The following is a 23,842-nucleotide window of genomic DNA, read 5'->3' on the forward strand; positions in this document are numbered from 1 at the left end:
ATGATCGACGTGAAGCACGGTCCGGCTGTGCGAGTAATGCCGAATTCAAGGACCGTATCGAAATTTTGACAGTGATTGTTCGGGTTGTATGGAACGAGTCGGTCAGGCAATGAGAACCTGAAACACCTGTTGTCTCCAGAGACAGGATGCTGAACAAAAGAGGAATATCAGACAAAAAGCAGGGGCTTTAATAAACAGTCTCTGACAAAATCAGAGCTTACAGGATTTAGTTAAAATTTGACGCTTTGACCAGACTCAGCTAAACTCCCTCTCAAATCAGTTATCATTGCAAAGACTGTCTTCCATCTTCGCATAAAGGGCTCCATCAGAATTGAGGGGCACTTTATTTATGCACTTCACCCGACAACAGAAAGCGAGAGTGATGAATGGGAATGCTCAAGGAATTTAAGGAATTTGCGGTTCGAGGTAATGTTGTCGACATGGCTGTGGGAATCATCATCGGAGCGGCGTTCAGTAAAATCGTCTCTTCGCTGGTCAAAGACGTCGTGATGCCTCCCATCGGTATGCTGTTAGGCAAAGTCGACTTCTCTCAGCTTTCCATTGTACTTCGTGAGAAAACCGATACAGCCGAAGCGGTCACCGTTAATTATGGTCTCTTCATCAATACGGTCATCGATTTTGTGATCGTCGCGTTTGTCATATTTCTGGTGATTCGCCAGATGAATAAAATGAAACGGCAGGAAGACCCGAAACCTGAGACAACCAAAGCCTGCCCGTTCTGCAAATCGACCATCGATCTCACAGCAACCCGCTGCCCCCAGTGTACTTCAGAACTGGTAGAACATGTTTAATGACGCCATTCTTCCAGCTTAGCACATCTAAGTGTAACCTCTTGTACAGAAAAATATAATTAGACGGTCTGTCTTGTTTTTTTTAGCAGGGTTTACATTGCCATTGCCTGAATTGACCTTTTATAATCATCTCGCGCCTTTTTTTCTAAACTTTAGATAACAATGAGATGAAGATGAAAAGACAGAGTCAAAGAGACGGATTCACGCTAATTGAACTACTGGTTGTGATTGCCATTATTGCCATTTTAATCGCTTTATTGCTTCCTGCAGTTCAGCAGGCGAGAGAGGCAGCACGCAGAAGCACTTGTAAAAATAACATGAAACAACTGGGGCTTGCGATGCACAACTACCATGACACATATCGCACCTTCCCAATCGGAGCACAATACCCCTACTATAAAGGTAACTGGCGATTCAGCTTGCTTCCTTATCTCGACCAGGGTCCCCTTTATGCACAGCTGACTAAAACCCATCCCACTTCAGCGGATGGATTTACGGGCGGATGGGGTGTTGGATATTACGGCACCAATTTTGGCATTCTGGAAGGCCTGACAATTCCCGTTTATAATTGTCCCTCAAGTGCACTTTCCAGCAACAATAATCCTTCTAATTACAACGACCAGTTAGGTCAGACTCACGATTATGTGGGGATCATGGGGTCTTATCCTGGAACCGGGTGTTCTGCTGACATCAGTGGCCGGGGAAGTGCGTGTGAAAATGGAATTCTTTTCTTTAACGGGCACACTCAAATTCGTGATGTTACCGATGGTACGTCAAATACAATTTATATCAGTGAGCAGTCGGGGATGGTGGGTAACCGAGACCTGCGGGCGAACTATCATGGAGGCTGGAGTGGTTTTTACAACACGACGCAACGCCCCTCACAGATCACTTCAAGCTCTCATTTCGGTGCAGCCGTCTCAACAATCCGCTACGCTCTTAACCTGGATACAACGAGCCCTCCCAACGGTTCCGCATCCAGCTGGCATTACAATACGATTCTGAATTCGTTTCATACAGGTGGAATTCATGTTTTACTCGGTGATGGGGCAGTTCGATTCCTCGGCAATAGTATTGACCTGGGAACCCTGCAGAAACTCGGCGCCAGAAACGATGGACTCGTTATTGGCGAGTTTTAAATCGTTTCTGCACTTGATATCGAAAACTTCCATCTGAATAACTAGGTTTATATACATTATGAAATCCAGCTATCGTAATTTTTTGTTGACTTCCGGTCTCAGTTCATATGTGCATCAATACTGCCAGATTAGACACACTCGGTTGAACTGCATTTTACTTATGACCGTACTAAGCGCGATTACAACGACCGGTTGTGGCTCCGGGGTAAGCGAAACTCCCCGTGGCGATATTTCGGGAAAGGTCACGTTTCAAGAAACACCAGTCACGGAAGGGACCGTCAATTTCTTCTCTGGCAAAACAGGGATTGCTGCGGGAGCCAAACTTGATAGTGAAGGCACATTTTCGATCCCAGACGGAATCGAAACTGGTACTTATTCCATCACGATAACGCCTCCTTATATAGAGGAACCCCCAGGTTTGTCGCCAGCAGAATCTAAACCAAAAGAGTTTAAAGAGATTCCAGCGAAATATCGCTCTGGTGAAACGAGCGGTCTGACAGCAGAAGTGAAAAGCGGAGCAAATCACTTTGAGTTCGACATGGTGAAATGAGTTGCCTGATGATTCTCCCTCCTTGTTTGACGGCAAGGGGGGATTTTTATTTCAGAATCGTCCAGGCAAGATAAAATAGACGTCTGTGACCATACTCAATTATGGAAACGGTTCTGCGTAAACAAAAACGCCATAAGCCACTTTAAAAAAGTAACTTATGGCGTTTTTTTATTTCAAAATAAGTGGACGATACTGGATTCGAACCGGTGACCTCCACGATGTCAACGTGGCGCTCTAACCAACTGAGCTAATCGTCCTGAGGTTAAGCAGGGTAAGCATCCATGAAGATATCGTCAAGTTCCAGAACACTTTCTGTAAAAAAAACTGCTGAAAGGCACAGTCCCGCGACCTGTGTGGCCGATCATACCAATTTGAATGGTTTCGCAGCATTTTATTGCATGAGAGCGAACATTGACGGCGGCATCTGCTGTCGAATATAAAGACCGTACCTCCTTCGAACTACCTGAGCAGTGAGCCCTTTGTAACGGCGACTGTGGTGGTTCCGACTTTAGACGAAGTTCAGAAAATCGCATGATTCAAATCAAATTACCCGATGGAACCGTAAAAGAGTATGCCGATGACAGTTCTGCTTTAGATGTCGCCCAGTCCATCGGCGAGCGGCTGGCCAATGCCGTCGTTGCTGCTGAAGTGGATGGAACCGTTTGTGATGCGTTCCGCCCGCTGAAAGACATCACTGATTCCGAGGAAATCTCGCTCCGCCTGCTGACCGAACGCGATGCCGAAGCACTTGGTGTGATGCGTCACTCCTGTGCTCACATTATGGCGCGCGCTGTCATGCGTCTGTGGCCTGGCATTCAACTGGCTTTCGGCCCGACACTGCCTCACGGTTTCTATTACGATTTTGGCCTGGAACACACCATCAGCGAAGATGACTTCCCCAAAATCGAAGAAGAGATGAAGAAGATCATTAAAGAGCAAGAGCCTTTCGAACGGTTCTCACTCGACCGGGACGAAGCCGTCTCCTTCGTCAACGAAATGGATCAGCATTCCAAAGCCGAACATATTCAGACTGGCCTTGCCGATCACGGGCAACTCAGTTTCTATCGCCAGGGAGAATTTGTCGATCTGTGTCGTGGGCCGCATATACCCAACGCCGGTAAAGTCAAAGCCTTCAAACTGCTTTCCATCGCCGGTTCGTACTGGAAGGGGGACGCGGGCAACAAACCGCTGCAGCGTCTGTACGGTACAGCCTGGTTCAGCAAGAAAGATATGAAGCAGTACCTGGAGCAGGTGGAAGAAGCCAAACGGCGTGACCATCGGGTCCTGGGGAAAAAGCTGGGGCTGTTCTCAATCAATCCCGAAGTCGGACAGGGGCTCTGTCTCTGGCTGCCGAAAGGAGCAACCATCCGTGCGGTTCTGGAAGACTTTATTAAAATTGAACTGACCCGACTCGGCTACCAACCCGTCTATTCGCCCCACATTGGACGGGTCGAACTCTACGAAACCAGCGGTCACTTTCCCTACTATCGGGATTCTCAGTTCGCGCCCCTGTTCGGTCATGATGCCGGCCAGCTGGTCGATTTCTGGGTACGAAAACTGGAAGAAGACAGCCTCTCCGCAGAAGACGAAGAACTCTTCTTCAAGTCATCACGGGTCATGAATTGTGACTTTGAATTTCCTCCCGGCGCAAGCCGTGAAGAAAAGCTCAAAATCCTTAAAGACTGGGAACACAAGCACGAACGGTATCTGCTCAAGCCGATGAACTGCCCGCATCATGCGGAGATGTATAAATCGATGCCGCGCAGCTACCGGGACTTGCCCGTACGCCTGGCGGAGTTCGGCACCGTGTATCGTCACGAGCAGACCGGTGAATTGAACGGTATGTTACGCGTTCGGGGACTGACCCAGGATGACGCACACATCTTTTGTACTCCCGAGCAGGTCGAAGAAGAATTCCGTGTCACCCTGGATCTGGTCAAGTTCGTGCTGGCCTCGGTTGGCCTCAATAACTTCCGCGTGCAGCTTTCACTTCGCGAGCCTGGCAGTGATAAGTATGTTGGCAGCGAAGAAAACTGGCAGCATGCGGAAAACAGCCTGCGGAAAGTACTTGAAGCCTCAGGCATGTCCTATAGTGAATGCGAAGGGGAAGCCGCTTTCTACGGTCCAAAAGCTGACTTTATGGTCTCGGACTGTATCGGCCGGGAATGGCAGCTGGGCACCGTGCAGCTCGACTACAATCTGCCGGAACGTTTCAAACTGGAATATACCGGTTCAGACAATCAGCCGCATCGTCCCGTGATGATCCATCGCGCCCCCTTTGGTTCAATGGAACGTTTCACCGGCATGTTGATCGAGCACTTTGCAGGTGCCTTTCCATTGTGGCTCGCGCCGGAACAGATTCGTGTACTGCCTGTCAGTGACAAAACGCTGGATTACGCGAACGAAGTCGTGGCTCAACTCCGCAAGAACGGATTCCGGGTTTCCATCGACACCCGCAGTTCGAAGGTCAACGCGAAGATTCGTGATGCCCAGTTGGAACTGATTCCGTACATGTTCGTCGTCGGCCCTAAAGAAGCCGAACAGACCGCGGTTGCCGTGCGTGACCGGATCGACGGTGATCTGGGACCGATGCCACTGGCGGAGGCGATTGCCAAACTCAAGCAGGAAGCCGACGAACGGCTCGTGCGACAGGTGGTCGAAAACAGCTTCTCCGGCATTGAAGGACAGACGGAGAAATCGAACGAGTATTAACAATCGAATCAGGGTAACCTCGGATCTTTTCCGGGGTTGCCTGTGAATTCGGTTTTCTCAGTAAAAGTTGCTGCACAGACTCCGTATTCCATCTCTGATTACTTTGATCTTTGACACTGATTCCGATATAAATTACTCTCCCGGACTGGTTCCTGCCCGCAGGTTCATTGTTCCGAGTGCACTCCGATTTCTGAATTGAATCAGAATCATTTCTTACTTTTACAGTGAGTTCAATGCCATGAGCCAGGCCGTAGGACAGCAGATTGAAGCCGACTTTTTTGCGAAATTCCCCACATCAGCAGAGATGTATCAGCAGGCGTGCACGCTGTTCCCCAGCGGTGTGACGCACGATGGTCGGTACATGAAGCCATTTCCGATTTATGTCGACCATGCATTGGGTGCTCATAAATACGATGTGGATGGCAATGACATCATTGACTACTGGAGTGGTCACGGCTCATTGATTCTGGGACACAGCCATCCCGCGATGGTCAAAGCGGTTCAGGAGCAGGTGGCAAAGGGGACGCACTTTGGTGCCTGTCATGAACTGGAACTGGAATGGGGCGAACTGGTTCGTCAACTGGTTCCTTCCTGCGAAATGCTGCGGTTCACCAGCAGTGGTACCGAAGCAACCATGATGGCACTCCGCGTCGCGCGCATTGCAACCGGAAAAACAAAAGTCATCAAGTTCGCCGGTCACTTTCATGGCTGGCATGATCTGCTGACCCAGGCTTCAGAGCCTCCTCACGATGACAAAACCTACGCCATGCCCGGTGTGACCAATGGCGTATCTGATGAACTGATCATCGTGCGTCCCAACGATCTGGATCTGGTAGAACGCGCAATCGCCGAGCATGACCCCGCCTGTCTGATTATCGAAGCCACCGGCAGCCGCTGGGGCGTCGTTCCCCTGGCAGACGGCTTCCTGCAGGGACTGAGAAAGCTGACAGAAGAAAAAGGCGTGCTGATGATTATGGATGAAGTCATCAGTGGATTCCGTGTCGCTCCCGGCGGCATGCAGGAAGTGCGAGGCATCGTCCCCGACCTGACTTCACTGGCCAAAATTGTCGCCGGTGGTTTGCCTGGCGGCTGTCTGGCGGGTCGTGCCGATCTGATGCAGGCAATCGCCTTTGACAATCCGTTTGGCCAGAAAATGAAACACCCGGGGACGTACAATGCCAACCCCCTTTCCGCGGCTGCCGGTATTGCTGTCTTAAAGCAGATCGCCGATGGAGAACCATGTCGCCAGGCAAACGAAAGTGCGGCAAAACTGCGAAGGGGCATGAATGAAGTCCTGACCCGCAAAAATGTGAACTGGGTCGTCTACGGACAGTTCTCGATTATTAAAGTCTTTCCCGGCTACGACGGACCGCGGCCCACCGATGATTCATTCGTGCCTTACGAGAACGACTTTGACCGACTGGACCGCAAGCATGATGCACAACTGGGGCACGCCTTCCGCTGTGCACTGCTGTTGAACGGTGTCGACTGGTTTGGCTGGGGTGCAATGACGACTGCGTCTCACTCGGATGAAGAAATCAAATTTACCGTCAATGCATTCGAACAGGCTATTGATGCATTACGCAATGACGGGTATATCGACTAGGGATCAAGTCAGGGAGTTTTGAGCGCGTGGAAGAAATCTGGAAACCAACGCCAGCACAGTTGGAACAGGCCATTCATAAACAGCTTCCCGACTTGATCGAACCCGGTTTAAAAGCGTTGTTTGTCGGCACAAATCCGGGGTTGTACTCCGCCGCGGTCGGTCATCACTTTGCCCGTCCCGGCAATCGGTTCTGGCCAGCCATGCATCGCGGTAAGATTACCGAGCGACTTTATTCACCGTTTGAAGATTATAAACTGCTCGCGCGGGGAGGCGGTTTGACCAATATCGTCAGTCGCGCTTCGAAGCGGGCGGATGAGCTTTCCCAAAAAGAGCTCGCTGAAGGGGCTGAAATTCTGACTGAAAAAGTTCACAAATTCCGTCCGCAGAAAGTCGTCTTTCTCGGAATTACCTCCTACCGCAAAGCATTTGGCAGGAATAAAGCCCGGCTGGGACTGCAGACCGAAACCATCGGAGCAGCGGATCTCTGGGTGCTCCCCAACCCCAGTGGCCTGAATGCCCACTACCAGATCCCGGAACTCGGGAAAATCTTTGCCAGGATGTGGAAGTAATATTCAACCTGTTTTACCTATATTACGCGACAGGTATTTTTTCCCCGCGGAAGCTTTCTTTCACGGGGAATTGATTGAATCCCGCGGAATTGTCTCGACGATGAATCTTTCAGGCATAGAGAGATGTTGCGCAGCAAGCGTCCGCATTTTTTGAGGTCTTTCGTACGACATCACTTTCGTTCAGGTTGGTTTATGTTTCGTCCTATCCGATTTCGCTGGTCTCGAATCCTGCTGATGCTGCTTTCAGTAGTCCTGCTGAGTCAGCAGGGGTGTGTGCATCGGAAGAAGTACAGCCTGTCGAGTATGTGGATGGATTATAACACGTTGAGAGCCCCCGCCATCTTCATCGAAAAGCGGGACCATTTCGCTTACAAGGCTCATCAAGTGTCATTATTTCACTGGCAGTATGGTGTCACACCAGGTCGCAACGTGAAATACGTCCGCCCCGATCTGGTGGGTGGTGACATGACTCCTGCCTCCCCCTACGATGCCGTGATGAACGTGAGTGGCGAAGGGCAGTCTTATCCAGGCGCTATTCAACCCATCCCGGTCGGTGCCGCTAACAGCAGCATGAGCGTTGATACGCCGCAGAAAGCCTCATCACATCAGAAACCACAACCGACAAAAGCCCCGATCAAAAAGAACGCTCGTTTTACAATCGAAACGATTCCGCCCCCTCCAGCTCCGCCGGTACCTTAGAGCGCATCACCTTTAAGGATAGCGTCTCTCAATCTCATATACCTGGGTCAAACAGCCCTGGAGACGCTGCTGTAAAACGGGACACAGTTTAGTCTTAATATCGACTAACGGGTGACCGGCGAGACGCGTGGCGTATAGACGGTAATCCAGATGAAGGGTTGCCCGCGTTCATCGATCACCAGTTTACGGGTGAGTCCGTCACGACCGATGGCATTGCGAATCAGAATCCCCCAGGTAGTTCGTTTTTTGGAGACAGTGACTTTGATCTGATCCAGATCAACCTCTTTCTTTGCAATCGTGTATTCATCGGCAATCATCGGAATACCTGATGCTTTCGAAGCCGCCATTAACACATCTCGTAGCGGAACGTTATTTAGCTCGACCGGAATCAGTTCAAAATAACGGGGTGCGGTCTTCTGTCGCGAGAGTTTCAGCTCCCAGCCAATCGGCCAGGGTGAGTCCGTCGCTTCCCAGGGAGTCACCCGTAGCTCCAGAGAACCAGCGGGTGTTCGCAGTGGATAGAACGCAAGGCCGTACTGTTTGAGGGCAATCGACAGCGCGGTCCCTTTGGCCAGTTTCTCCAGATCGGCTTTGATGGTGAGATCAGGAGAGACTTCTGCCAGTCGTTTCTGTGCATCGATGTCGAAGCGAATGGGCAGTGAATCGGGGAATTCCAGTTTTTCGATAGCCGCTTTTAACGAAAGACCCTGCACGCGGGCAGGAGATTCTTCAGAGAGTACATCAAACACTGTTTTGAATTGTGCATTCGATAAGCCCCAGAGCGGTTTGCTTTCGGGCGAACCTTGTGCTCCGAACGTTTTGAGTTCGTTGAGCCACTCTTTGAGTCGTCCCAGATCACTACGGGCAAAGCGATGCCCGGGAAACTGGATCTCACCATTCCGGGCGAGCGTGCCAGTCAGTCGAACTTCACGCAAAGTTCCTCGCAGATCCTGTTTGATTTCCGGTTTGTCGTCGAGCACAGATCGTCGAGTGCGAATCGAAATTCCCAGATCGCGAAATGTCTGCCCCCATTGCTGGGCAAACAGTGCCGCGCTGTTGTCTTCCATCAACAGGGTGACGGTCACCGTCGTTTTGATCGGTGCGCCCTGGAACTTTTCCTGCTTCGGAAAAGTAAGTTGTGCAGACAGCTCCGCATTTCCTGAGAAAAACAGTGCGAGCAATAGCAGCAGGTGTAAAAAGGGGAATGGTTGTTTCATATTCATAGTTCTGGCCGATGAAAATCAGACGGACTGAAAAGTGACTTCAGTTACTGAGTATAACAGACCCGCTCTGCTCTGATGAGACCAATCCGGGAGATAAACCGTATCCCGCCCCTCTCATTCAATCTGATTTCGACGGACTCTCGCTGCCGGAAACAGTCACATAATGCGGGGTAGACCAGGCAAGATGTCCATGGGCGACCATCAGATTCCCGGGAAACACGGGTGCATCTTTTTCCTGAACGATCCGCCAGTAGAACCAGTGCTGTCCGGGGGAAAGATTTTCGATCTGATGCGCAGTCTTGAATTCTTTTGTGCCTTTGCATTCGAACGTTTTGATTTCTGTACCGTTATGAATCAGGGTCGTTCTGACAATTGGACGTGTGCCGGTAGCCTGCAGGGTCAGTTCCACGTCTCCTGTTTCTGTGGTAATCGCTTCGCCCATCAGGGAGCCGTTCGCCCGGGTATCAACGAAAATACGAGAACCATTCGTGGCGAAACAGCGTCGTTTTCTTAATGCTTCAAAGATCGATTCCGCAGTCAGTTCTTCTGCATAGATACCTGTCAATGCGCCGCTGAGTCCCGGTGCGCGACGATGCGAATCTCCACAGGCAACAAATGCCAGCTTGCCGCCTTGATTGAGGATCCCATGAAACAGCTGGGGAACCTGTTGCATATAGTTTCCCCAGCCGGAAGTGAGTTCCATTCCGACTTCCACCGGATGCCCCGAGGGTTTGAAAGCCGGGTGCTGAGTCAGTGTGATTCCTCCCGCTTTTTCGACTTCGTAATTCAGGCGGTTAATGTCATTTTCGACTTCCATGAATCGAATGACCGGACCGCCGGCAGGAGGATAAATCACACTCCGATGATTGGGATAAGATCGATTTTTGTATGGGTGTGTCCAGTTGCCGGGGTCGGATAACGGCGCAGTCTTAACCCCGGGAATGCGGGACGTCCACTCGTAACCGGGGAGTGAGAGAAACTGTTTCGGTCTGGTAAACGCATTCGCGAAAAAGTTCCCCAGTTCGTATTCATACTGAGTTAACGGCACGATGTAAAAATCGTTGTTCGTGAAGACAACCACATCCAGGGCACCCCGGTCGCGTGCATAATAATTCAGTTCATCCGGCTCACCTTCCGCGTCGGACGAGAGATTGTTGTGACAATGCATGTCTGCCCAATACAGCTGATAGGTCTTTTCGCCTGCCTGAATCTGCTGGCGTTCAGTGAGTTCTTCCTGAATGGGAAGTTCAGTTGGTCGCCAGCCCTGCCATTCGGCCTGTTCGAAAGGCGTATGCTGATTCACATCACAGAGCAGACGATGATACTGGCGTCGTCCCCCCGGATAGACGTTGGAAGCCAGCGCGACGAATTTGCCACCGGAGACCTGGGCAGGATGCGCCAGATGATAGTCAACCTTCCCTTGGGCGAGCACTACGGCTGGCTGGAGTTGGTCCTGCAGGATTTGACGGCTGACCAGATCTCCGCGAGGCTGGGCTGTTGAACCACGATGATCTGATTTTCGTTCCCAGAGCAGCCAGATTCCGTGTTCATCGGCCAGCAGCATTGGTGTTGTGCGTCGCCCCAGATAACCACTGGTGGCGACCGGCTGCGGTTCGATTTGAGCCACCAGCCCTTGCGTCAACTCAGCGGCAACCGTGTGCCCTGCTGCGTCAGTGATCTGTCGCCAGCCGTCATCAGTCCGTTTTGCAACATGCAGCGTATGCCACTGACTGACGACACCCGGTCCTCCAAGCACGTCCTGCTTCTGTAACCAGGCGGCGTAGAGCCCCTGATCGGTGTTTAATAGAGTGGGTTGGAGGCAATGCATTTCAGTCGGCGAGATGGATTCAATCGGGCCTTGTCCGGCACTCAGATTGCGGCCGACCACACGATACTGGTTCTGCTCATATTGATCCCAGACCAGCCAGAAATTCCCATTCGGTTTGAACGCGAGTGCGGGCCGAAACGCATTTTCCTCCGTATCCGATTCAGTCCGGGGCGGCAACCAGCGAATCCCCTGCAGATAGCGGGTCTGAATCCGAAATCGTGACTGCTGCAGGCCGCTCCAGGCAACCGTCATGACATGCTCGGAAACACGTATCGCTGTGGGATGAATTGCCTGGTACTGCTTACCGGAAATGGAAACGGTTTTCTGCCAGACCCCGGAGCGACAGAGACGCCCCAGGATTCTCCAGCCCTCGGGCCGTTTGGCAGACCAGATCACCCACAGCTCTTTTTCATTCAAAGAGACCACCGTCGGATGCCCGTGCACGCTCCCCTCCTGACTGACCGTCTGCAGGGGTCCGGGGGTGCCATTGGCGGCGATGAAACGCAGCAGAATCTGATCGCGACTCTCTTTGAAGGCTGTCCAGGCAACACACGTCGTACCATCGGCCAGGGTGATCGCGGAAGGATGTGAATCGTAGGTACTGCTGTCCGTATTGATAACGGCATCCGTTGACATTTTCGAGAGATCATGAGATGACGGCTCTGCAGCAGACACTTCCGGAGTATGGTACATCAGGCTACAGAAGATAATCACCAATAAACAAGATTTACTGTTCACAGTTGTGGGCTCTTTCTTGGAAATCATGGTCTTGGTTTCTGCAAACATGATATCGTTATTCCCAGGAAATCATACCATGAACTATGAATCGTTACAAAAAAGAGACCGCATCCTCAACATCTAAACAGCGATTAATACAAAAAACAACCCGGACCTTGCGATCCGGGTTGTTAAATCGTGAATGCGGACTGATCCGTTTATTTCGTGGTTTATTTGTTGATCAGCGTTTTCACTTTATCAAGTTCCTGCTTGGCTTTCTGCAGGTTCTGTTCTGCTTCGGCGATGTCTTCCTTTTCAGCCGCCAGTGATTCTTCTGCATCTTTTACAGATTCCTGAGCGTCTTCTTTATCGGCTTCACTGGTTTCACTCAGTTTCTTTTTAGCAGCAGCAAGTGTTGCTTCTGCTTCAGTGACTTCAGCCTGTTCTTCTTTCAAAGCCTTTTCAGCTTCCATCACGTTTTCCTGTGCGTTCTTCAAAGCTTCCACTTTCGTTTCGGCTAAGTGGTTTCGCGCTTCAGTCACACGTTCTTCCGCTTCTTTTTTAGCTTCTGCAACATCTTCTGCATTGGCTTTTTTAGCCTGAGCCAGTGACTCGTCCAGCTCGCGCTGTGCTTCAGTCACATCTCTCATCTCTTCGCTGACTTCTGCAGACGACTCACGTTCCTGGCGGGCTTCCTGAACGTCTCTCATTTCTTCGCGGATATTCTCCGTACCGACGCGTCTGGTTTCATGCATCTCAGCAGTTGCTTCCTGTTCGGCCTGAGCGATCTGCTCCTGGCTTTCCATCTTGGCTTCGTCCACGTTCTGGCGGGCCTGCTCGATGGACTCGGAATTTGTTTCACAACCGACCAGTACCAGTGCAGCCAGTGCCGATGCAGAGCTTAGTTTCAAAAATGACATGTTTTTCTCCTGTAAATTGTTCAATTGTATTTGGCTGGGGTTTATTTGGCTGGGCTTCCCCACTTGAGCCTTGTGTGTATCTGGTGATATCCCCTGTGACTCACTTTGTTGTAAACTTAGTTATGCAGATTCTATGCCAGTATTCAGCAACACCTCAGAAACAGGGATTAAATACATTCAGGTTTATCAAAAGGGCATTTCTGACGAACGATCAGCGTTCAGTCAGGTCGTTTAGCGTACACAAAAAACCCGGTTTGCCCGTCTGCAGGAAAGAACGACTCTTGTCTAATATGAATTCCCGAAGTGCTTTCTTGATTCGTAATTTGACATACAATACGATTTCGAAAATCTGAACCGTCTCAGATCAGCCAGCGACCGAAACAGACATGATTTGAAAATGGACTGAACCACATGCGTCGAATCCAATTCGCCAGCCCCCTCATTCTGCTTGTTTTAATACTGTTCGCATCCCGGGCCGAGGCACAAACCACCCTGATTCCATTTGGCAAGCAAACCACATGGCGGTACCAGGATGATGGCCAACCGTTGCTCCCCAATTGGATTGAACCGAAATTCGACGATTCAAAGTGGAAATCCGGTACTGCACCACTGGGTTACGGGGAAGCAGATATCAGTACCACGATGAGCTTCGGCAGTGATCCACAGCAAAAAACGATCACGGCTCGTTTTCGGCATTCCTTTCAGATTACAGAACCCAGCCAATTCAAACAGCTGGTCTTCATGATTCGCAGCGACGATGGCTGTGTTGTCTATCTGAACGGGAAAGAGGTCCTCCGGCACAATCTCCCACAAGGTCAGATCAAACCAGACACACGTGCCCTGAAGCGATCGGAGGGGCTGGAAGAGCGTCTCTACCAGTATTTTAAAATCGATGCGGATCAACTGGTATCCGGCTCAAATGTGATCGCGATTGAAGTTCATCAGGTGGATCCCCGCAGCAGCGACCTCTTTCTGGACCTGGCTTTGCGGGGCTATCCTGATGATAACGCCTTACGTCCGAAAATGCGGGAACAGGCGCGACAGGCGACCGTCGATTATCACGCAAAACATTTTGTCGATCCGAAAATCAAGATCCTGGACGGTTATGTCGACGGCGGTCGTGGGATGAAGCTGGAGGAAACCGGAAAGGCGTTTTCCCGACGCGAGCTGATTATCGTCGACCGCCAGCGTGATGAGGTCCTCAAACGACACCTGGCATTCGCCCGCTCCGAAGAAATAAAAACGTTAAAGCCACTGAAGAGGGCAACACGTCTGGCCAAATACGTGGACCGGAATATGTCACTCGATAAAAAAAATCGCTGGAGTACGCCTGCGGTTGTCCTGCTGACCAGAGAATATGCCAATGAAGGGGTATTGCTGGGCGATGTAACTCGTCTTTGTGGCGCGGGTGTCTGTCGCCATCGGGCCCTGTTATTCAAACTGCTGGGCGACGAGGCAGGACTCGACGTGGCGCTGGTGCGAGGTAATTATGGTGATGCCAATCGCAGAGGGGGACATGCCTGGAACGAACTCTACCTGCCCGACGGCAGACGTTTCATCATTGATACCATGCAGCGCCGCATCGTCCCACTGGGATCGGACGGCAGCCAGGCCAGCAGCCGCTACCTGACGGTTAAAAACAAACCCTGGTACCAGAATTCGGAGCCCGCTGATTCGAAGCAGCCCCAAGAATCTGCGAATTAAAAGATTCGCTGCTTTTTAATACAGGTTCTTCTTCAGCACATCGAGCGGGTAGATCGTATCCCTCCAGCGGACGCCGCCGTTTTTGAGCGTGATATACGCCGACCGCCAGATGGCAAATGCGAGTGCCAGCGAGGAAAAGAACAAGAGCGGCGTGACGCGCAGACCGGAAGCGAACAGAACGGCAATCGTGGCATAACAGAGATGCAGCAGGCCGACGGTAATCAGAAAGCCGATCGTCTGCGACAGCGGAAACAGGAACGGGACGATAAAGGGGGCGATGAAAAACAGCAGAAACGCCAGCGTTGCCAGGGAGACCCAGAGCAGGGAATAGTGAAACGACGCGAACGAGTTTTTTTCGACGCCGGTAATCACACCCCAGGCGGAAGGCTGCCAGCGGACCTTGAGCTGTTCAATCCCCAGGTAAAAATCCTGCCTGTAATAATAGTTTTTGATCAGTTTGCCGAGTTTGATGTCATCCAGCACATCCATTTTAATGGCAGCATGACCGCCGACCTGTTGATAGACTTCGGTGCGGACCAGATTGAAGGCGCCGATCCCGATGTAAGCGAAGTGCCAGCGGGTCGGGACGAGCCAGAGAAACATACCACCGGTGAGCAGGAAACCAAAAAAGGTAATGAATGCCATTTCGAGCAGACCGCCCCGCGCCAGTTGAGGCAGCAGACAGAGGTGATCCAGTTTCTGATGCAGGAAGACCCGCGTCGCTTCTGAAATGGCCTTGGGATCGAAGATGATATCGCCGTCGGTAAACAGCAGCAGTTCGCCGGTTGCCTGTTTTGCGGCCTGATGCATGGCGTGCGATTTTCCCAGCCAGTCGGGAGGCAGATCTGTAATGTGCACGATCTGCATGCTGACGCGTCCCTGCTCTCTGGCGACCTGTGCGACCCGCTCCATGATCGCCCCCGTTTCGTCTGTCGAGCGATCGTTGACGGCAATGATTTCCAGATGTGGATAGTCGGAAGCCAGTAGAGACTTGAGGTTGACTTCGATGGTTTCCGCTTCGTCTTTGGCGGGAACGATGACAGAGATTGTAGGCCATTCTTGGGGAATTTCGGTATCAGGCAGACAGCGGGTGATGCGTTTGCGGATCATCATCAGTAGCGAAGGGACCAGCAGGACCGTCCAGAAGACAACGGTGGCGTAACCCCAGTAAGTGATGATCGATGCCTGCATCGTGGGTATTCTTTCGGTTATTGAATCCGGGTGGCCAGCAGATCCGTGATCATCGAGCCGATCCGTAAAGACGAAGTGGCTGCGGGAGACGGTGCATTTAAAACGTTGATCATGCGCTCGGATTCATCAATCAGAAAGTCATCCACCAGGGTTCCATCGGGGCCGAGCGCCTGGGCGCGCACTCCGGCGGGGGCCGCTTCGAGATCGTCTGCTTTGATATCGGGAATCAGTCGCTGCAGTTCACGCACGAATGCCGGTTTGCTGAACGACCGCCACATCTCTTTCAGGCCGGTCTTCCAGTATTTGAATGCCATTTTGATAAAGCCTGGATACGTTGCCGCTTCGAACAGATCCCCGATATTGATACTGGACTTCGTATAGCCTTCCCGCGCAAAGGCCCAGACGGCATTGGGGCCGCATTCGACGCCGCCATGAATCATTTTGGTGAAGTGCACGCCGAGAAACGGGAACTCGGGATTGGGTACCGGATAAATCAGCGCTTTGCAGAGATGTTCTGCCTCCGGTTTGAGCACATAGTATTCGCCACGAAAGGGGACGATTTTGGATTCCGGTTTCGAACCGCCCATCCGGGCTACGCGATCGCTGAACAGTCCGCCGCAGTTGATGACCTGCTTCGCGTTAAAGTCACCCTGCTTAGTTTTGACGGTGATTGAGTCGGCGTGATGCTGGATGCCCGTGACTTCGGCGCCGGTCAGAATCTGATTCTCTTTCTCTTGAATGCGTTCGGCCAATCGTGCGGAGACCTGTTTGTAATCGACGATGCCGGTCTCCGGAACATGGATGCCTCGAATGCCGGCAACGTGTGGTTCCAGTTCTTTGACGCGTTCTTCCCCAATCATTTCACAGGTGACGCCATTCTGTTGCCCCCGTTCAAAGATGCGATCCAGGGCAGGAAACTCCTGTTCGTCGATGGCTACAATGACTTTGCCGCATTGATCCCAGGGAATTTCTTCGGCATCACAGAACGCTTCCATCGCGCGTTTTCCTTCGCGACAGTTGATGGCTCTGAGGGACCCCGGTTTGTAATAGATGCCGGAATGCAGCACACCCGAATTATGTCCGGTCTGATGCTGGGCGACCTGACTTTCTTTTTCGAGAATCAGAATTGATTTGTCAGGAAACCGCCGACTGATCTGCCAGCCGGTTGCCAGCCCGATGATTCCCCCACCAATTATTGCAACATCTACTGTTTTCATGGATGACTTCTATACTCAAATGATCCACGGGGACTTATACTCAAATTTCAGAACATCATTCGTGGAGTCTCTCTCACCTTCAATGATATCATAACTTAGCAGGATCAAGGTTACAGGAAAACAATGGTTGAGCAAGTTCGCAGTTATTTAGAGCAACATCAGGATCAGGCCGTCAGTGAACTGATCGAATTCTTGAAAATCCCCAGTGTCAGTGCCGACTCGACCTTAAAGGCGGAAACGAAGCGCGGAGCCGAGTTTGTATTGAAACAACTGGAAGCCGCGGGCATCGAAAGCCGCCTGGTGGAAACCGCCGGACATCCGATCGTGTACGGTTCCTGGAAAAAAGCAGCCGGGAAACCCACCGTTCTGGTCTACGGCCACTATGATGTGCAACCCCCCGATCCTCTGGATCAGTGGACGACGCCCCCCTTTGAACCAGACATCCGCGACGGACACATTTATGCCCGCGGCGCGACTGACGACAAAGGGCAGATGTATACACACATCAAATCGGTTGAAGCCTGGATGAAAACGCACGGCGAACTTCCCGTCAATGTAGTCTTTGTCATTGAAGGCGAAGAAGAAGTGGGGAGCGACAACCTGGACCGTTTTCTGGCAGACAATAAGGATCTGGTTGCCAGCGATATTGCAGTGATCAGTGATACCAGTCAGTACGGACCGGGTATCCCTGCGATTACCTACGGACTGCGGGGGATTCTAGCCTGCGAAGTAATCGTCCGCGGTCCCCGTCAGGATCTGCATAGTGGCGTGTTTGGTGGTGCGGTGACGAATCCGGGCAATGGTCTGGCCAAAATGGTCGCGGCGCTGCACGATGATCAGGGGCGGGTGCAAATCCCCGGCTTTTATGATGGTGTGCTGGAACTGACACAGGAAGAGCGTGATCAGTTTGCCGCGCTCCCCTTTGATGAAGCGGCATTCATGAGCAATCTGGGTGTGAATGCGGTCGCCGGTGAAGCAGGCTTTTCTACACTGGAACGTCGTTGGGCGCGACCGACGTGTGATGTGAACGGCATGATCTCGGGATATACGGGGGAAGGCCCGAAAACGATCGTGCCAGCTCAGGCTCGCGTGAAGATCACTTGCCGCCTGGTTCCCGACCAGGATCCCAAAGCATTGACGCAAGCGCTGGAGCAGTTCCTGCGAGATCAGTTGCCGACCGGACTGACAATGGAATTCATCGACTTCCACGGCTGTCGCGGTCTGGTCTTTGATTTCAACAGTCCCTATATGACAGCCGCCCGCTCGGCTATTGAACAGGCATTCGGAACTGCTCCCGTGATGATCCGCGAAGGGGGCTCGATTCCGGTCGTAGAAACGTTTCAGTCGCTGGTCGGCGTTGAAACGCTGCTGTTGGGCTGGGGGCAGAATACGGATAACCTGCATAGCCCCAACGAACGCTTCTCACTCGAATCGTTTCGCCAGGGAACCCTGGCCAGTGCCCTGCTCTGGCAAGAACTGTCGGAAATTCAGGTGTGATACTGTTATTAACGTTTTCGCGTAACGCTTGCTCTCAAAGGGTCACTTCGCGAATCCATTGATCACTTCGATTGTTTCGCTGGCTACCCGGTTTGCGCTTTTTGGAATCATCCATCATTTCCGGATACTCAACGAAGACGGCTGCCAGTAATCGCTCCTGCTTTGGTATGCCCAGATAATTAAACATCTCTGGTCCCCCCAGTTTTCCGCCACTCGACCAGTAGTTTCCCATGCCGTGAGCGGTCAGCATGAGTAACAGATTCTGGACCATGGCTGAAGCAGCAGCCAGATGCTCTTCGTCGCGTGCCAGTTGCGTTTCACGGTCGATTTTTGAAGTTTGCTGCGATTCAAGGTCATAGAACTCCGGCAACCATGTCACAAGTACTAACGCGCTACAGGCGGCTGCCAACCGGGGTCCTTTTGAGGTGACGTTTAACTCATCACGGAGGTAAATCGCAGCCTGTTTTGCTTCCTCATGCCATAAAACATGCGCACGCCACGGTTCCGCTAAACCATCGACTTTCCGCGGATAGTGAAAAGGAGCCCAGCCCGCGGTCTTAATCGCCTGCAGTACGATTTCCCGATTGCGTTCTGCTACGTCAGCGGGAACAGGCCGGTGTGCTTCAATATCACAGAGCACTTTTTCCGTCCTGCGAGCTCGGATGATGTTTTCTACTGTCTCGGGTGTCGATTTGTCGGGCATTGTCGATCCTAAAAAGCCACTTCTCTTGGTAAGGCAGGCGTTTGTTATTTCCAAATGATGATCACTGTGCGTTGAAAGTGTATTTGACAGAATTTTCATCGACAAGTACAGCGTGATGTATTTGTCGATTGATGTTACTTTTCCTGCGTTTTCAACATGCTTGCTCGTTTCCCTTTTTGAAAACGCTACCGCAGGGCTGGGAATACTGGCCAGTGCCCTGCTCTTGCAGGAACTGTCGGAAATTCAGGTCTGAGCCTGTGTTGCTTTCTGATACAATTAATAATCAGTTCCCGATTTATTGCAACGTAAAACCGAAAGCCATGTCACCTGCCTGTAGTGCAAACTTGAAAAAAAATGATTCTATTTGAGTCAGGCGCACTACTATCGCGGATCGGGTCTGAAATCAGAGATTTGGAGTTCAAAATGGAACCGAATGCGTCTCAAACCGGGTTGATAGATAGTGAACCTTTTGAAGGAAAACCAGGAAATGGTAGAAAAAAACCGAAAAACAAGGATCTTAGATGGTACTGAAAACGACAGGGGTGGAAACTGTTCCCTATCTAAAAACGGTGCTACGCGCGCGACGCATAACTCGTAGTTTCAAAAAGAGCACGCAGGCGTCAAGTCGAAAAAATGCACTGCGCAGTGGTACCCTGGTTACGGGGAGCTTATTTCTACCATGCATGCTTCAAAAGGTATGAAACGGGGAGTATTGAGCACTCTGTGAAATGCAGAAATATGAAGCGCGATTTTAACGGGAAGATACATGAGTCTTCCACTATACTGCCTGCAGAACTCGCTGAGAAGTTTTTTCAGCCCCGCTCAGACCAGTTCGGGCATGAGTTTGTACTTATTGGTATCGACCAGGTAGCGAGGGCGTCCCTGCAGGTCGGTGACCGTACTGGTTTCGACATCGATGCCCAGGTTGTGATAGAGGGTCGCAAAAACTTCCTGGAAATGGACCGGACGGTCTTCTGCATATTCACCCAGTCGGTTGGTGGAACCGATGATCTGACCGGTCTTCATACCGCCACCAGCAACCACAGCAGTGGAGACACGGGGCCAGTGATCGCGGCCGGAGTTAGCATTGATTTTGGGAGTTCGTCCGAATTCGCCCCAGACGACGACGGTGACATCATCGAGCATGTCACGATTTTCCAGATCCTCAATCAGTGCCGTCACGCCCTGATCGAGCATCGGCATGTCTTCGCGACCGCGTTTAAAGTTGCCGCCATGCCAGTCCCAGCGACTGAAGGCCAACGTTACGCAACGGGCGCCCGCTTCAATCAGACGACGAGCGGTGAGAAAATCGTCAAGTAACTTGGGACCGCCATCAGCGCGGAGCTTGGACGTTCCTCGACCGTATCGATCGCGGAGTTTCGGATCTTCCTTGGAAAGATCAAGGGCGTTAGCCAGTTTGCTGGAAGTGAGAATGCCAAACGCCTGCTGGTTGAAAGAGTCGAGCCCTTCCATCATGCCGGACGCATCGACTTTGCTGCGGAACTGATCAAGCGAGCTGAGTACTTTTTTGCGGTCATCGAGTCGATCAAGGGTGATGCCATTCAACGTCATGTCAGCCATGCCTTCACCGTTCGGACGAAAGGGGGCGTGAGCCAGACCGAGGAAACCAGGGTCTCCTGCGCGCGCCCATTCCATATGTCCCATCTTGGGAGAGAGACCGAGGAACGGGGGAATTGACGGATCGACGGGACCATACTTTTTGGAAAGGACCGAACCTAAACTGGGCCAGCCTCCCAGGGGCTGGTTTCCAAAGCGTTGACCTGTGAGACACTGAAAAGCATCGTGTCGGCCATCCGAACCAACCATTGAACGGATGAAAGCGAACTTGTCAGCCATCTGCGCCATGCGCGGAAACTGATCCCCGATTTCGACACCGGGAACGTTCGTTTGGATTGCGTTGAATTCGCCACGAATTTCACTGGGGGCATCGACTTTAATATCCCACATATCCTGATGGGGAGGACCTCCCGGCAGGAAGATCATGATGATGCCTTTGTGGTTCTTCCGCTGGTTCGAAGAGTTCTCCGCTTGCAGAATTTGGGGAAGAGACATGCCGCCTAAAGCGAGACCACCAATCTGGAGAAAGTTCCGACGTGTAATCTGATCACAAAACTTAGTTTTTTGAGAACCCAGGATCTTGAACATCGTGTCAGGTCTCCAAATTCGAAAAGGTGGGAGGGCGAAGGCAGGCAAGTCTGTTTGAATCAAATCATTATGATTTGACTTCGAGCAGTCCTATTTAAAAATATCGGCGAGCCCTTATCTTAAAGTATAGACGATTTTTACTGGAAATCCAGCGCAGATTGCAAGACATGAACGATCCGTTCAGTATTTTTCTGATATTCAGACAGGTCCAGTCGTGGAATCAGGGGTAATTCATCAAATTTTGTAGGTGATGCCGGGGAACCCAGCCAGGCAATCAACGTCGCTTCCTGCGATGCAGATTCAGCGGAACCTTGTTCTTCCCAGCTGGAAAACTGGACTTGAGGATACAACTGCTGCAGATTTCTGATTAATGAAGCGGATTCTTCAGAAGGGAGCCCTGCCAGAACCATTTGAAAGGGTTTTGCCAGCAGACGCTGACGTAATTCCTGAATCGTGATCTGTTTCTCCGGATGAATGACATCGGCGGCGATTTCTGCCAGGGGATCCAGCACAAACCGTCGATACCAGCAAGCCGGATGCGGAACCACCAGTTCGTCTGTATGTATCTTTAACTGGTCATAGAGCAGCAAATCCAGATCGAGCGGACGGGCCCCCCAGCGTACTTCTCTGACGCGTCCCATTTCTGCTTCCTGCTGCTGTAGTTCGAACAGCAACGATTCGGGAGAAAGAGTGACGGAAAGATGGGCGGCGCCGTTCAGAAATGGATCGGTCGTCTGATCCCCCACTGGGGCAGTTTCGATCCACCGGCTGGTTTTGATGACAGAAATTTCCGGATGCTGAACGAGGTGTTCCAGCGCCAGGGAGAAGGTTTCGCGAACAGGGCCCTGATTTCCACCGAGCGCAATATAGCAGTCAGGCATAGCGATTCCGGGAGATTTAGATCAAAAAAAGATTAAAACTCCCTGCAGTTTAATGGAATGGCGAAGAAGTGCAATTCTGCAGAACGCAGACAGGATTCAGAAATGTTCGAGGCTGAATTGAATGCTGTTTTAAAAACAGACGATTATATGCCGTGATTTTGCATTTCCGTCGTCGCATTTTCAAACAGATCATTCGTGCGGGTTCCGATCGCGGCAATGGCGGCGATACAGACCATCACAATAGCAGCCAGCATCACAGCATACTCGACAGCGGTCGGACCATCTTCTTCTACAAGAAACGTTTTGAGATACTGCATGACTACAATCCTGTCAGATATGTGGCAATCTGAAAGCCACCTTCCAGATCATCGGACCGTCAAATGATGTGATTCATATCTATAAGCAGAGCCCGATTTAATAAATTATACCTCACGTTTGACAACCGATACCGAAAAAACTCATTCATCAGTCGGAAATTCCGCTGAATCGAGCGCTCTCTGGGAATTTCCCTGTCCGAATCAGAGGTTATATGACTTGCGGGTCTGTTCAGACTGGCATATTTGATGCTTCCCTGTCACAATAAGTGGCACAGAGAACTCCCGCATGTCTTTCATCAGACTGACACTGGAGTTAGGTTTATGCGAATTGTATCGCTTATTCCCGTTTTATGAACCTTATTGGACAGGATACAATTGTTATGGCCAAAGAAGAGGCCATTGAAGTCGAAGGTACAGTGACCGAGGCACTGGCAAATACACAGTTTCGAGTCGAACTGGAAAACGGACACCAGGTTCTGGCGCATGTTGCTGGCAAGATGCGAAAACACTTTATTCGTATCGTCCCGGGCGACAAAGTCGTGGTCGAGGTCTCCCCCTATGACCTGAATCGTGGACGTATTGTCTATCGAGAACGATAGTCACATAAGAGCTACTCGCTTCTTTCCCAGAATTCATCAGGGGTGATTTTACGCTCGTTCGTAGCATCCCTTGTGTTTGTCGTTCCAAGGGGACTCAAATCGAGTCGTCGTATTTTCCTTTGCCAGGCGTGCGTTTTCCATAACTATGACTGATGATGCAGCAAATCAGGATGCTCTCCCGTTTGTGCAGATCTTTACCGATGGTGCCTGCAGGGGAAATCCGGGACCGGGGGGCTGGGGTGTCATTCTGAGACATCCTTCGACCGGAACGGAAAAAGAGTTCTCCGGAGGTGAGGCGGTCACAACCAATAATCAGATGGAGTTGCAGGCGGTCATTTCCGGACTGGAACTGCTGAAACGACGTTCGCGCGTGGAAGTGATTACGGACAGCGTTTATGTTGCCAAGGGATCAAAGGAATGGATGCCGAACTGGAAAAAAAACAACTGGCGCCGGCGGGAAGGTAAGAGCTGGAAACCTGTCAAGAATGAAGAGCTCTGGCGGAAACTGGATACCCTGCTGGAGCAACACGAAGTCCACTTTACTCAGATTAAAGGGCACAGTGGTCATCCGGAAAACGAACGCTGTGATGAACTGGCAGTGGAATTTGCACTCAAGTTACAGAGTCAGTCTGAATACTAGAGCGTATCATATTTAACAACAGCGTCTCGCGTTCTAATAGACTCGGGCCAAACAGCCCTGGAAACGCTACAGCAAAACGGGACACAGTTTAGACTGGCTGTAGACCAGTTACTCCGATTCTGATTTTTAAAACTCGGCTCGAACGGTTGCAG

Annotated in this window: 20 protein-coding genes and 1 tRNA gene; 11 read left to right on the top strand and 10 right to left on the bottom strand. The window is 51.2% G+C overall.

The window, feature by feature from the left end:
* Positions 1-392: 392 nt before the first annotated feature.
* The 3 genes from mscL to ACN0YH_RS08920 all read left to right on the top strand — a co-directional run bounded on the left by mscL (position 393) and on the right by ACN0YH_RS08920 (position 2,501).
* Positions 393-812, top strand: a complete 420-nt coding sequence (gene mscL / locus ACN0YH_RS08910) for a large-conductance mechanosensitive channel protein MscL (protein WP_417379219.1) — start codon at positions 393-395, stop codon at positions 810-812.
* Positions 813-985: 173 nt separating this feature from the next.
* The gene (locus ACN0YH_RS08915; RefSeq protein WP_417379220.1) at positions 986-1,951 is read left to right on the top strand and encodes a DUF1559 domain-containing protein; all 966 of its coding nucleotides are present in this window, start codon (positions 986-988) and stop codon (positions 1,949-1,951) included.
* Between the two features lie 58 nt (positions 1,952-2,009).
* A complete protein-coding gene (locus ACN0YH_RS08920) occupies positions 2,010-2,501 on the top strand; it encodes a hypothetical protein (protein WP_417379221.1) in 492 nt (163 codons plus the stop codon).
* A 183-nt stretch (positions 2,502-2,684) separates the two neighbouring features.
* Here ACN0YH_RS08920 and ACN0YH_RS08925 read toward each other — a convergent pair.
* Positions 2,685-2,758: transfer RNA gene (locus ACN0YH_RS08925), tRNA-Val, on the bottom strand.
* 274 nt (positions 2,759-3,032) lie between these two features.
* Between ACN0YH_RS08925 and thrS the strand changes: the two genes are divergently transcribed.
* From thrS to ACN0YH_RS08945, 4 genes are all read left to right on the top strand, one after another.
* Positions 3,033-5,213: a threonine--tRNA ligase gene (gene thrS, locus ACN0YH_RS08930; protein ID WP_417379222.1), complete on the top strand. Its 2,181-nt coding sequence runs from the start codon at positions 3,033-3,035 to the stop codon at positions 5,211-5,213.
* A 238-nt stretch (positions 5,214-5,451) separates the two neighbouring features.
* Entirely contained in the window at positions 5,452-6,819 is a 1,368-nt protein-coding gene (locus tag ACN0YH_RS08935) for an aspartate aminotransferase family protein (RefSeq protein WP_417379223.1), read from the top strand.
* A gap of 26 nt (positions 6,820-6,845) precedes the next feature.
* Entirely contained in the window at positions 6,846-7,388 is a 543-nt protein-coding gene (mug, locus tag ACN0YH_RS08940) for a G/U mismatch-specific DNA glycosylase (RefSeq protein ID WP_417379224.1), read from the top strand.
* Positions 7,389-7,580: 192 nt separating this feature from the next.
* Positions 7,581-8,087: a hypothetical protein gene (locus ACN0YH_RS08945; protein WP_417379225.1), complete on the top strand. Its 507-nt coding sequence runs from the start codon at positions 7,581-7,583 to the stop codon at positions 8,085-8,087.
* A 104-nt stretch (positions 8,088-8,191) separates the two neighbouring features.
* Here the strand turns inward: ACN0YH_RS08945 and ACN0YH_RS08950 are convergent, their stop codons facing one another.
* The 3 genes from ACN0YH_RS08950 to ACN0YH_RS08960 form a co-directional block, all read right to left on the bottom strand.
* Positions 8,192-9,304 carry a hypothetical protein gene (locus tag ACN0YH_RS08950; protein ID WP_417379226.1) on the bottom strand — a complete coding sequence of 371 codons (1,113 nt, stop codon included), beginning with the start codon at positions 9,302-9,304 and terminating at the stop codon, positions 8,192-8,194.
* 124 nt (positions 9,305-9,428) lie between these two features.
* A complete protein-coding gene (locus ACN0YH_RS08955) occupies positions 9,429-11,903 on the bottom strand; it encodes a DUF3604 domain-containing protein (protein ID WP_417379227.1) in 2,475 nt (824 codons plus the stop codon).
* A gap of 182 nt (positions 11,904-12,085) precedes the next feature.
* Complete coding sequence (locus tag ACN0YH_RS08960) at positions 12,086-12,775, bottom strand: hypothetical protein (protein ID WP_417379228.1); 690 nt, start codon at positions 12,773-12,775, stop codon at positions 12,086-12,088.
* Between the two features lie 411 nt (positions 12,776-13,186).
* Here ACN0YH_RS08960 and ACN0YH_RS08965 point away from each other — a divergent pair, with 411 nt between their 5' ends.
* Positions 13,187-14,479: an EDR1-related protein gene (locus ACN0YH_RS08965; RefSeq protein ID WP_417379229.1), complete on the top strand. Its 1,293-nt coding sequence runs from the start codon at positions 13,187-13,189 to the stop codon at positions 14,477-14,479.
* 15 nt (positions 14,480-14,494) lie between these two features.
* Here ACN0YH_RS08965 and ACN0YH_RS08970 read toward each other — a convergent pair whose 3' ends face one another.
* Positions 14,495-15,670 (bottom strand): glycosyltransferase, encoded by a 1,176-nt coding sequence (locus ACN0YH_RS08970; RefSeq protein WP_417379230.1) that lies wholly within the window; start codon positions 15,668-15,670, stop codon positions 14,495-14,497.
* A 17-nt stretch (positions 15,671-15,687) separates the two neighbouring features.
* Positions 15,688-16,887 carry an L-2-hydroxyglutarate oxidase gene (gene lhgO / locus ACN0YH_RS08975; RefSeq protein WP_417379231.1) on the bottom strand — a complete coding sequence of 400 codons (1,200 nt, stop codon included), beginning with the start codon at positions 16,885-16,887 and terminating at the stop codon, positions 15,688-15,690.
* A gap of 123 nt (positions 16,888-17,010) precedes the next feature.
* Here lhgO and ACN0YH_RS08980 point away from each other — a divergent pair, with 123 nt between their 5' ends.
* Positions 17,011-18,384 carry a dipeptidase gene (locus ACN0YH_RS08980; RefSeq protein ID WP_417379232.1) on the top strand — a complete coding sequence of 458 codons (1,374 nt, stop codon included), beginning with the start codon at positions 17,011-17,013 and terminating at the stop codon, positions 18,382-18,384.
* A 34-nt stretch (positions 18,385-18,418) separates the two neighbouring features.
* Here the strand turns inward: ACN0YH_RS08980 and ACN0YH_RS08985 are convergent, their stop codons facing one another.
* The 4 genes from ACN0YH_RS08985 to ACN0YH_RS09000 form a co-directional block, all read right to left on the bottom strand.
* Positions 18,419-19,087: a nitroreductase family protein gene (locus tag ACN0YH_RS08985; protein WP_417379233.1), complete on the bottom strand. Its 669-nt coding sequence runs from the start codon at positions 19,085-19,087 to the stop codon at positions 18,419-18,421.
* 822 nt (positions 19,088-19,909) lie between these two features.
* Positions 19,910-21,253 (bottom strand): DUF1501 domain-containing protein, encoded by a 1,344-nt coding sequence (locus tag ACN0YH_RS08990; RefSeq protein WP_417379234.1) that lies wholly within the window; start codon positions 21,251-21,253, stop codon positions 19,910-19,912.
* A gap of 137 nt (positions 21,254-21,390) precedes the next feature.
* The gene (gene folK / locus ACN0YH_RS08995; RefSeq protein WP_417379235.1) at positions 21,391-22,134 is read right to left on the bottom strand and encodes a 2-amino-4-hydroxy-6-hydroxymethyldihydropteridine diphosphokinase; all 744 of its coding nucleotides are present in this window, start codon (positions 22,132-22,134) and stop codon (positions 21,391-21,393) included.
* Positions 22,135-22,277: 143 nt separating this feature from the next.
* The gene (locus tag ACN0YH_RS09000; protein WP_417379236.1) at positions 22,278-22,451 is read right to left on the bottom strand and encodes a Flp family type IVb pilin; all 174 of its coding nucleotides are present in this window, start codon (positions 22,449-22,451) and stop codon (positions 22,278-22,280) included.
* 380 nt (positions 22,452-22,831) lie between these two features.
* Between ACN0YH_RS09000 and infA the strand changes: the two genes are divergently transcribed.
* Together infA and rnhA are read left to right on the top strand one after the other, a co-directional pair.
* Positions 22,832-23,050: a translation initiation factor IF-1 gene (gene infA, locus ACN0YH_RS09005; protein WP_002643979.1), complete on the top strand. Its 219-nt coding sequence runs from the start codon at positions 22,832-22,834 to the stop codon at positions 23,048-23,050.
* 145 nt (positions 23,051-23,195) lie between these two features.
* Positions 23,196-23,690 carry a ribonuclease HI gene (rnhA, locus tag ACN0YH_RS09010; protein ID WP_417379237.1) on the top strand — a complete coding sequence of 165 codons (495 nt, stop codon included), beginning with the start codon at positions 23,196-23,198 and terminating at the stop codon, positions 23,688-23,690.
* The last annotated feature ends 152 nt before the right edge of the window (positions 23,691-23,842 follow it).

Source organism: Gimesia sp., assembly GCF_048262075.1.
Lineage (GTDB): Bacteria > Planctomycetota > Planctomycetia > Planctomycetales > Planctomycetaceae > Gimesia.

Bases quoted from the DNA above. Each gene is read 5' to 3' on its own strand.
- mscL (WP_417379219.1), top strand. From the start codon at position 393: ATGCTCAAGGAATTTAAGGAATTTGCGGTTCGAGGTAATGTTGTCGAC.
- ACN0YH_RS08915 (WP_417379220.1), top strand. From the start codon at position 986: ATGAAAAGACAGAGTCAAAGAGACGGATTCACGCTAATTGAACTACTG.
- ACN0YH_RS08920 (WP_417379221.1), top strand. From the start codon at position 2,010: ATGAAATCCAGCTATCGTAATTTTTTGTTGACTTCCGGTCTCAGTTCA.
- thrS (WP_417379222.1), top strand. From the start codon at position 3,033: ATGATTCAAATCAAATTACCCGATGGAACCGTAAAAGAGTATGCCGAT.
- ACN0YH_RS08935 (WP_417379223.1), top strand. From the start codon at position 5,452: ATGAGCCAGGCCGTAGGACAGCAGATTGAAGCCGACTTTTTTGCGAAA.
- ACN0YH_RS08945 (WP_417379225.1), top strand. From the start codon at position 7,581: ATGTTTCGTCCTATCCGATTTCGCTGGTCTCGAATCCTGCTGATGCTG.
- ACN0YH_RS08950 (WP_417379226.1), bottom strand. From the start codon at position 9,304: ATGAAACAACCATTCCCCTTTTTACACCTGCTGCTATTGCTCGCACTG.
- ACN0YH_RS08955 (WP_417379227.1), bottom strand. From the start codon at position 11,903: ATGATTTCCAAGAAAGAGCCCACAACTGTGAACAGTAAATCTTGTTTA.
- ACN0YH_RS08960 (WP_417379228.1), bottom strand. From the start codon at position 12,775: ATGTCATTTTTGAAACTAAGCTCTGCATCGGCACTGGCTGCACTGGTA.
- ACN0YH_RS08965 (WP_417379229.1), top strand. From the start codon at position 13,187: ATGCGTCGAATCCAATTCGCCAGCCCCCTCATTCTGCTTGTTTTAATA.
- ACN0YH_RS08970 (WP_417379230.1), bottom strand. From the start codon at position 15,670: ATGCAGGCATCGATCATCACTTACTGGGGTTACGCCACCGTTGTCTTC.
- lhgO (WP_417379231.1), bottom strand. From the start codon at position 16,887: ATGAAAACAGTAGATGTTGCAATAATTGGTGGGGGAATCATCGGGCTG.
- ACN0YH_RS08980 (WP_417379232.1), top strand. From the start codon at position 17,011: ATGGTTGAGCAAGTTCGCAGTTATTTAGAGCAACATCAGGATCAGGCC.
- ACN0YH_RS08985 (WP_417379233.1), bottom strand. From the start codon at position 19,087: ATGCCCGACAAATCGACACCCGAGACAGTAGAAAACATCATCCGAGCT.
- ACN0YH_RS08990 (WP_417379234.1), bottom strand. From the start codon at position 21,253: ATGTTCAAGATCCTGGGTTCTCAAAAAACTAAGTTTTGTGATCAGATT.
- folK (WP_417379235.1), bottom strand. From the start codon at position 22,134: ATGCCTGACTGCTATATTGCGCTCGGTGGAAATCAGGGCCCTGTTCGC.
- ACN0YH_RS09000 (WP_417379236.1), bottom strand. From the start codon at position 22,451: ATGCAGTATCTCAAAACGTTTCTTGTAGAAGAAGATGGTCCGACCGCT.
- infA (WP_002643979.1), top strand. From the start codon at position 22,832: ATGGCCAAAGAAGAGGCCATTGAAGTCGAAGGTACAGTGACCGAGGCA.
- rnhA (WP_417379237.1), top strand. From the start codon at position 23,196: ATGACTGATGATGCAGCAAATCAGGATGCTCTCCCGTTTGTGCAGATC.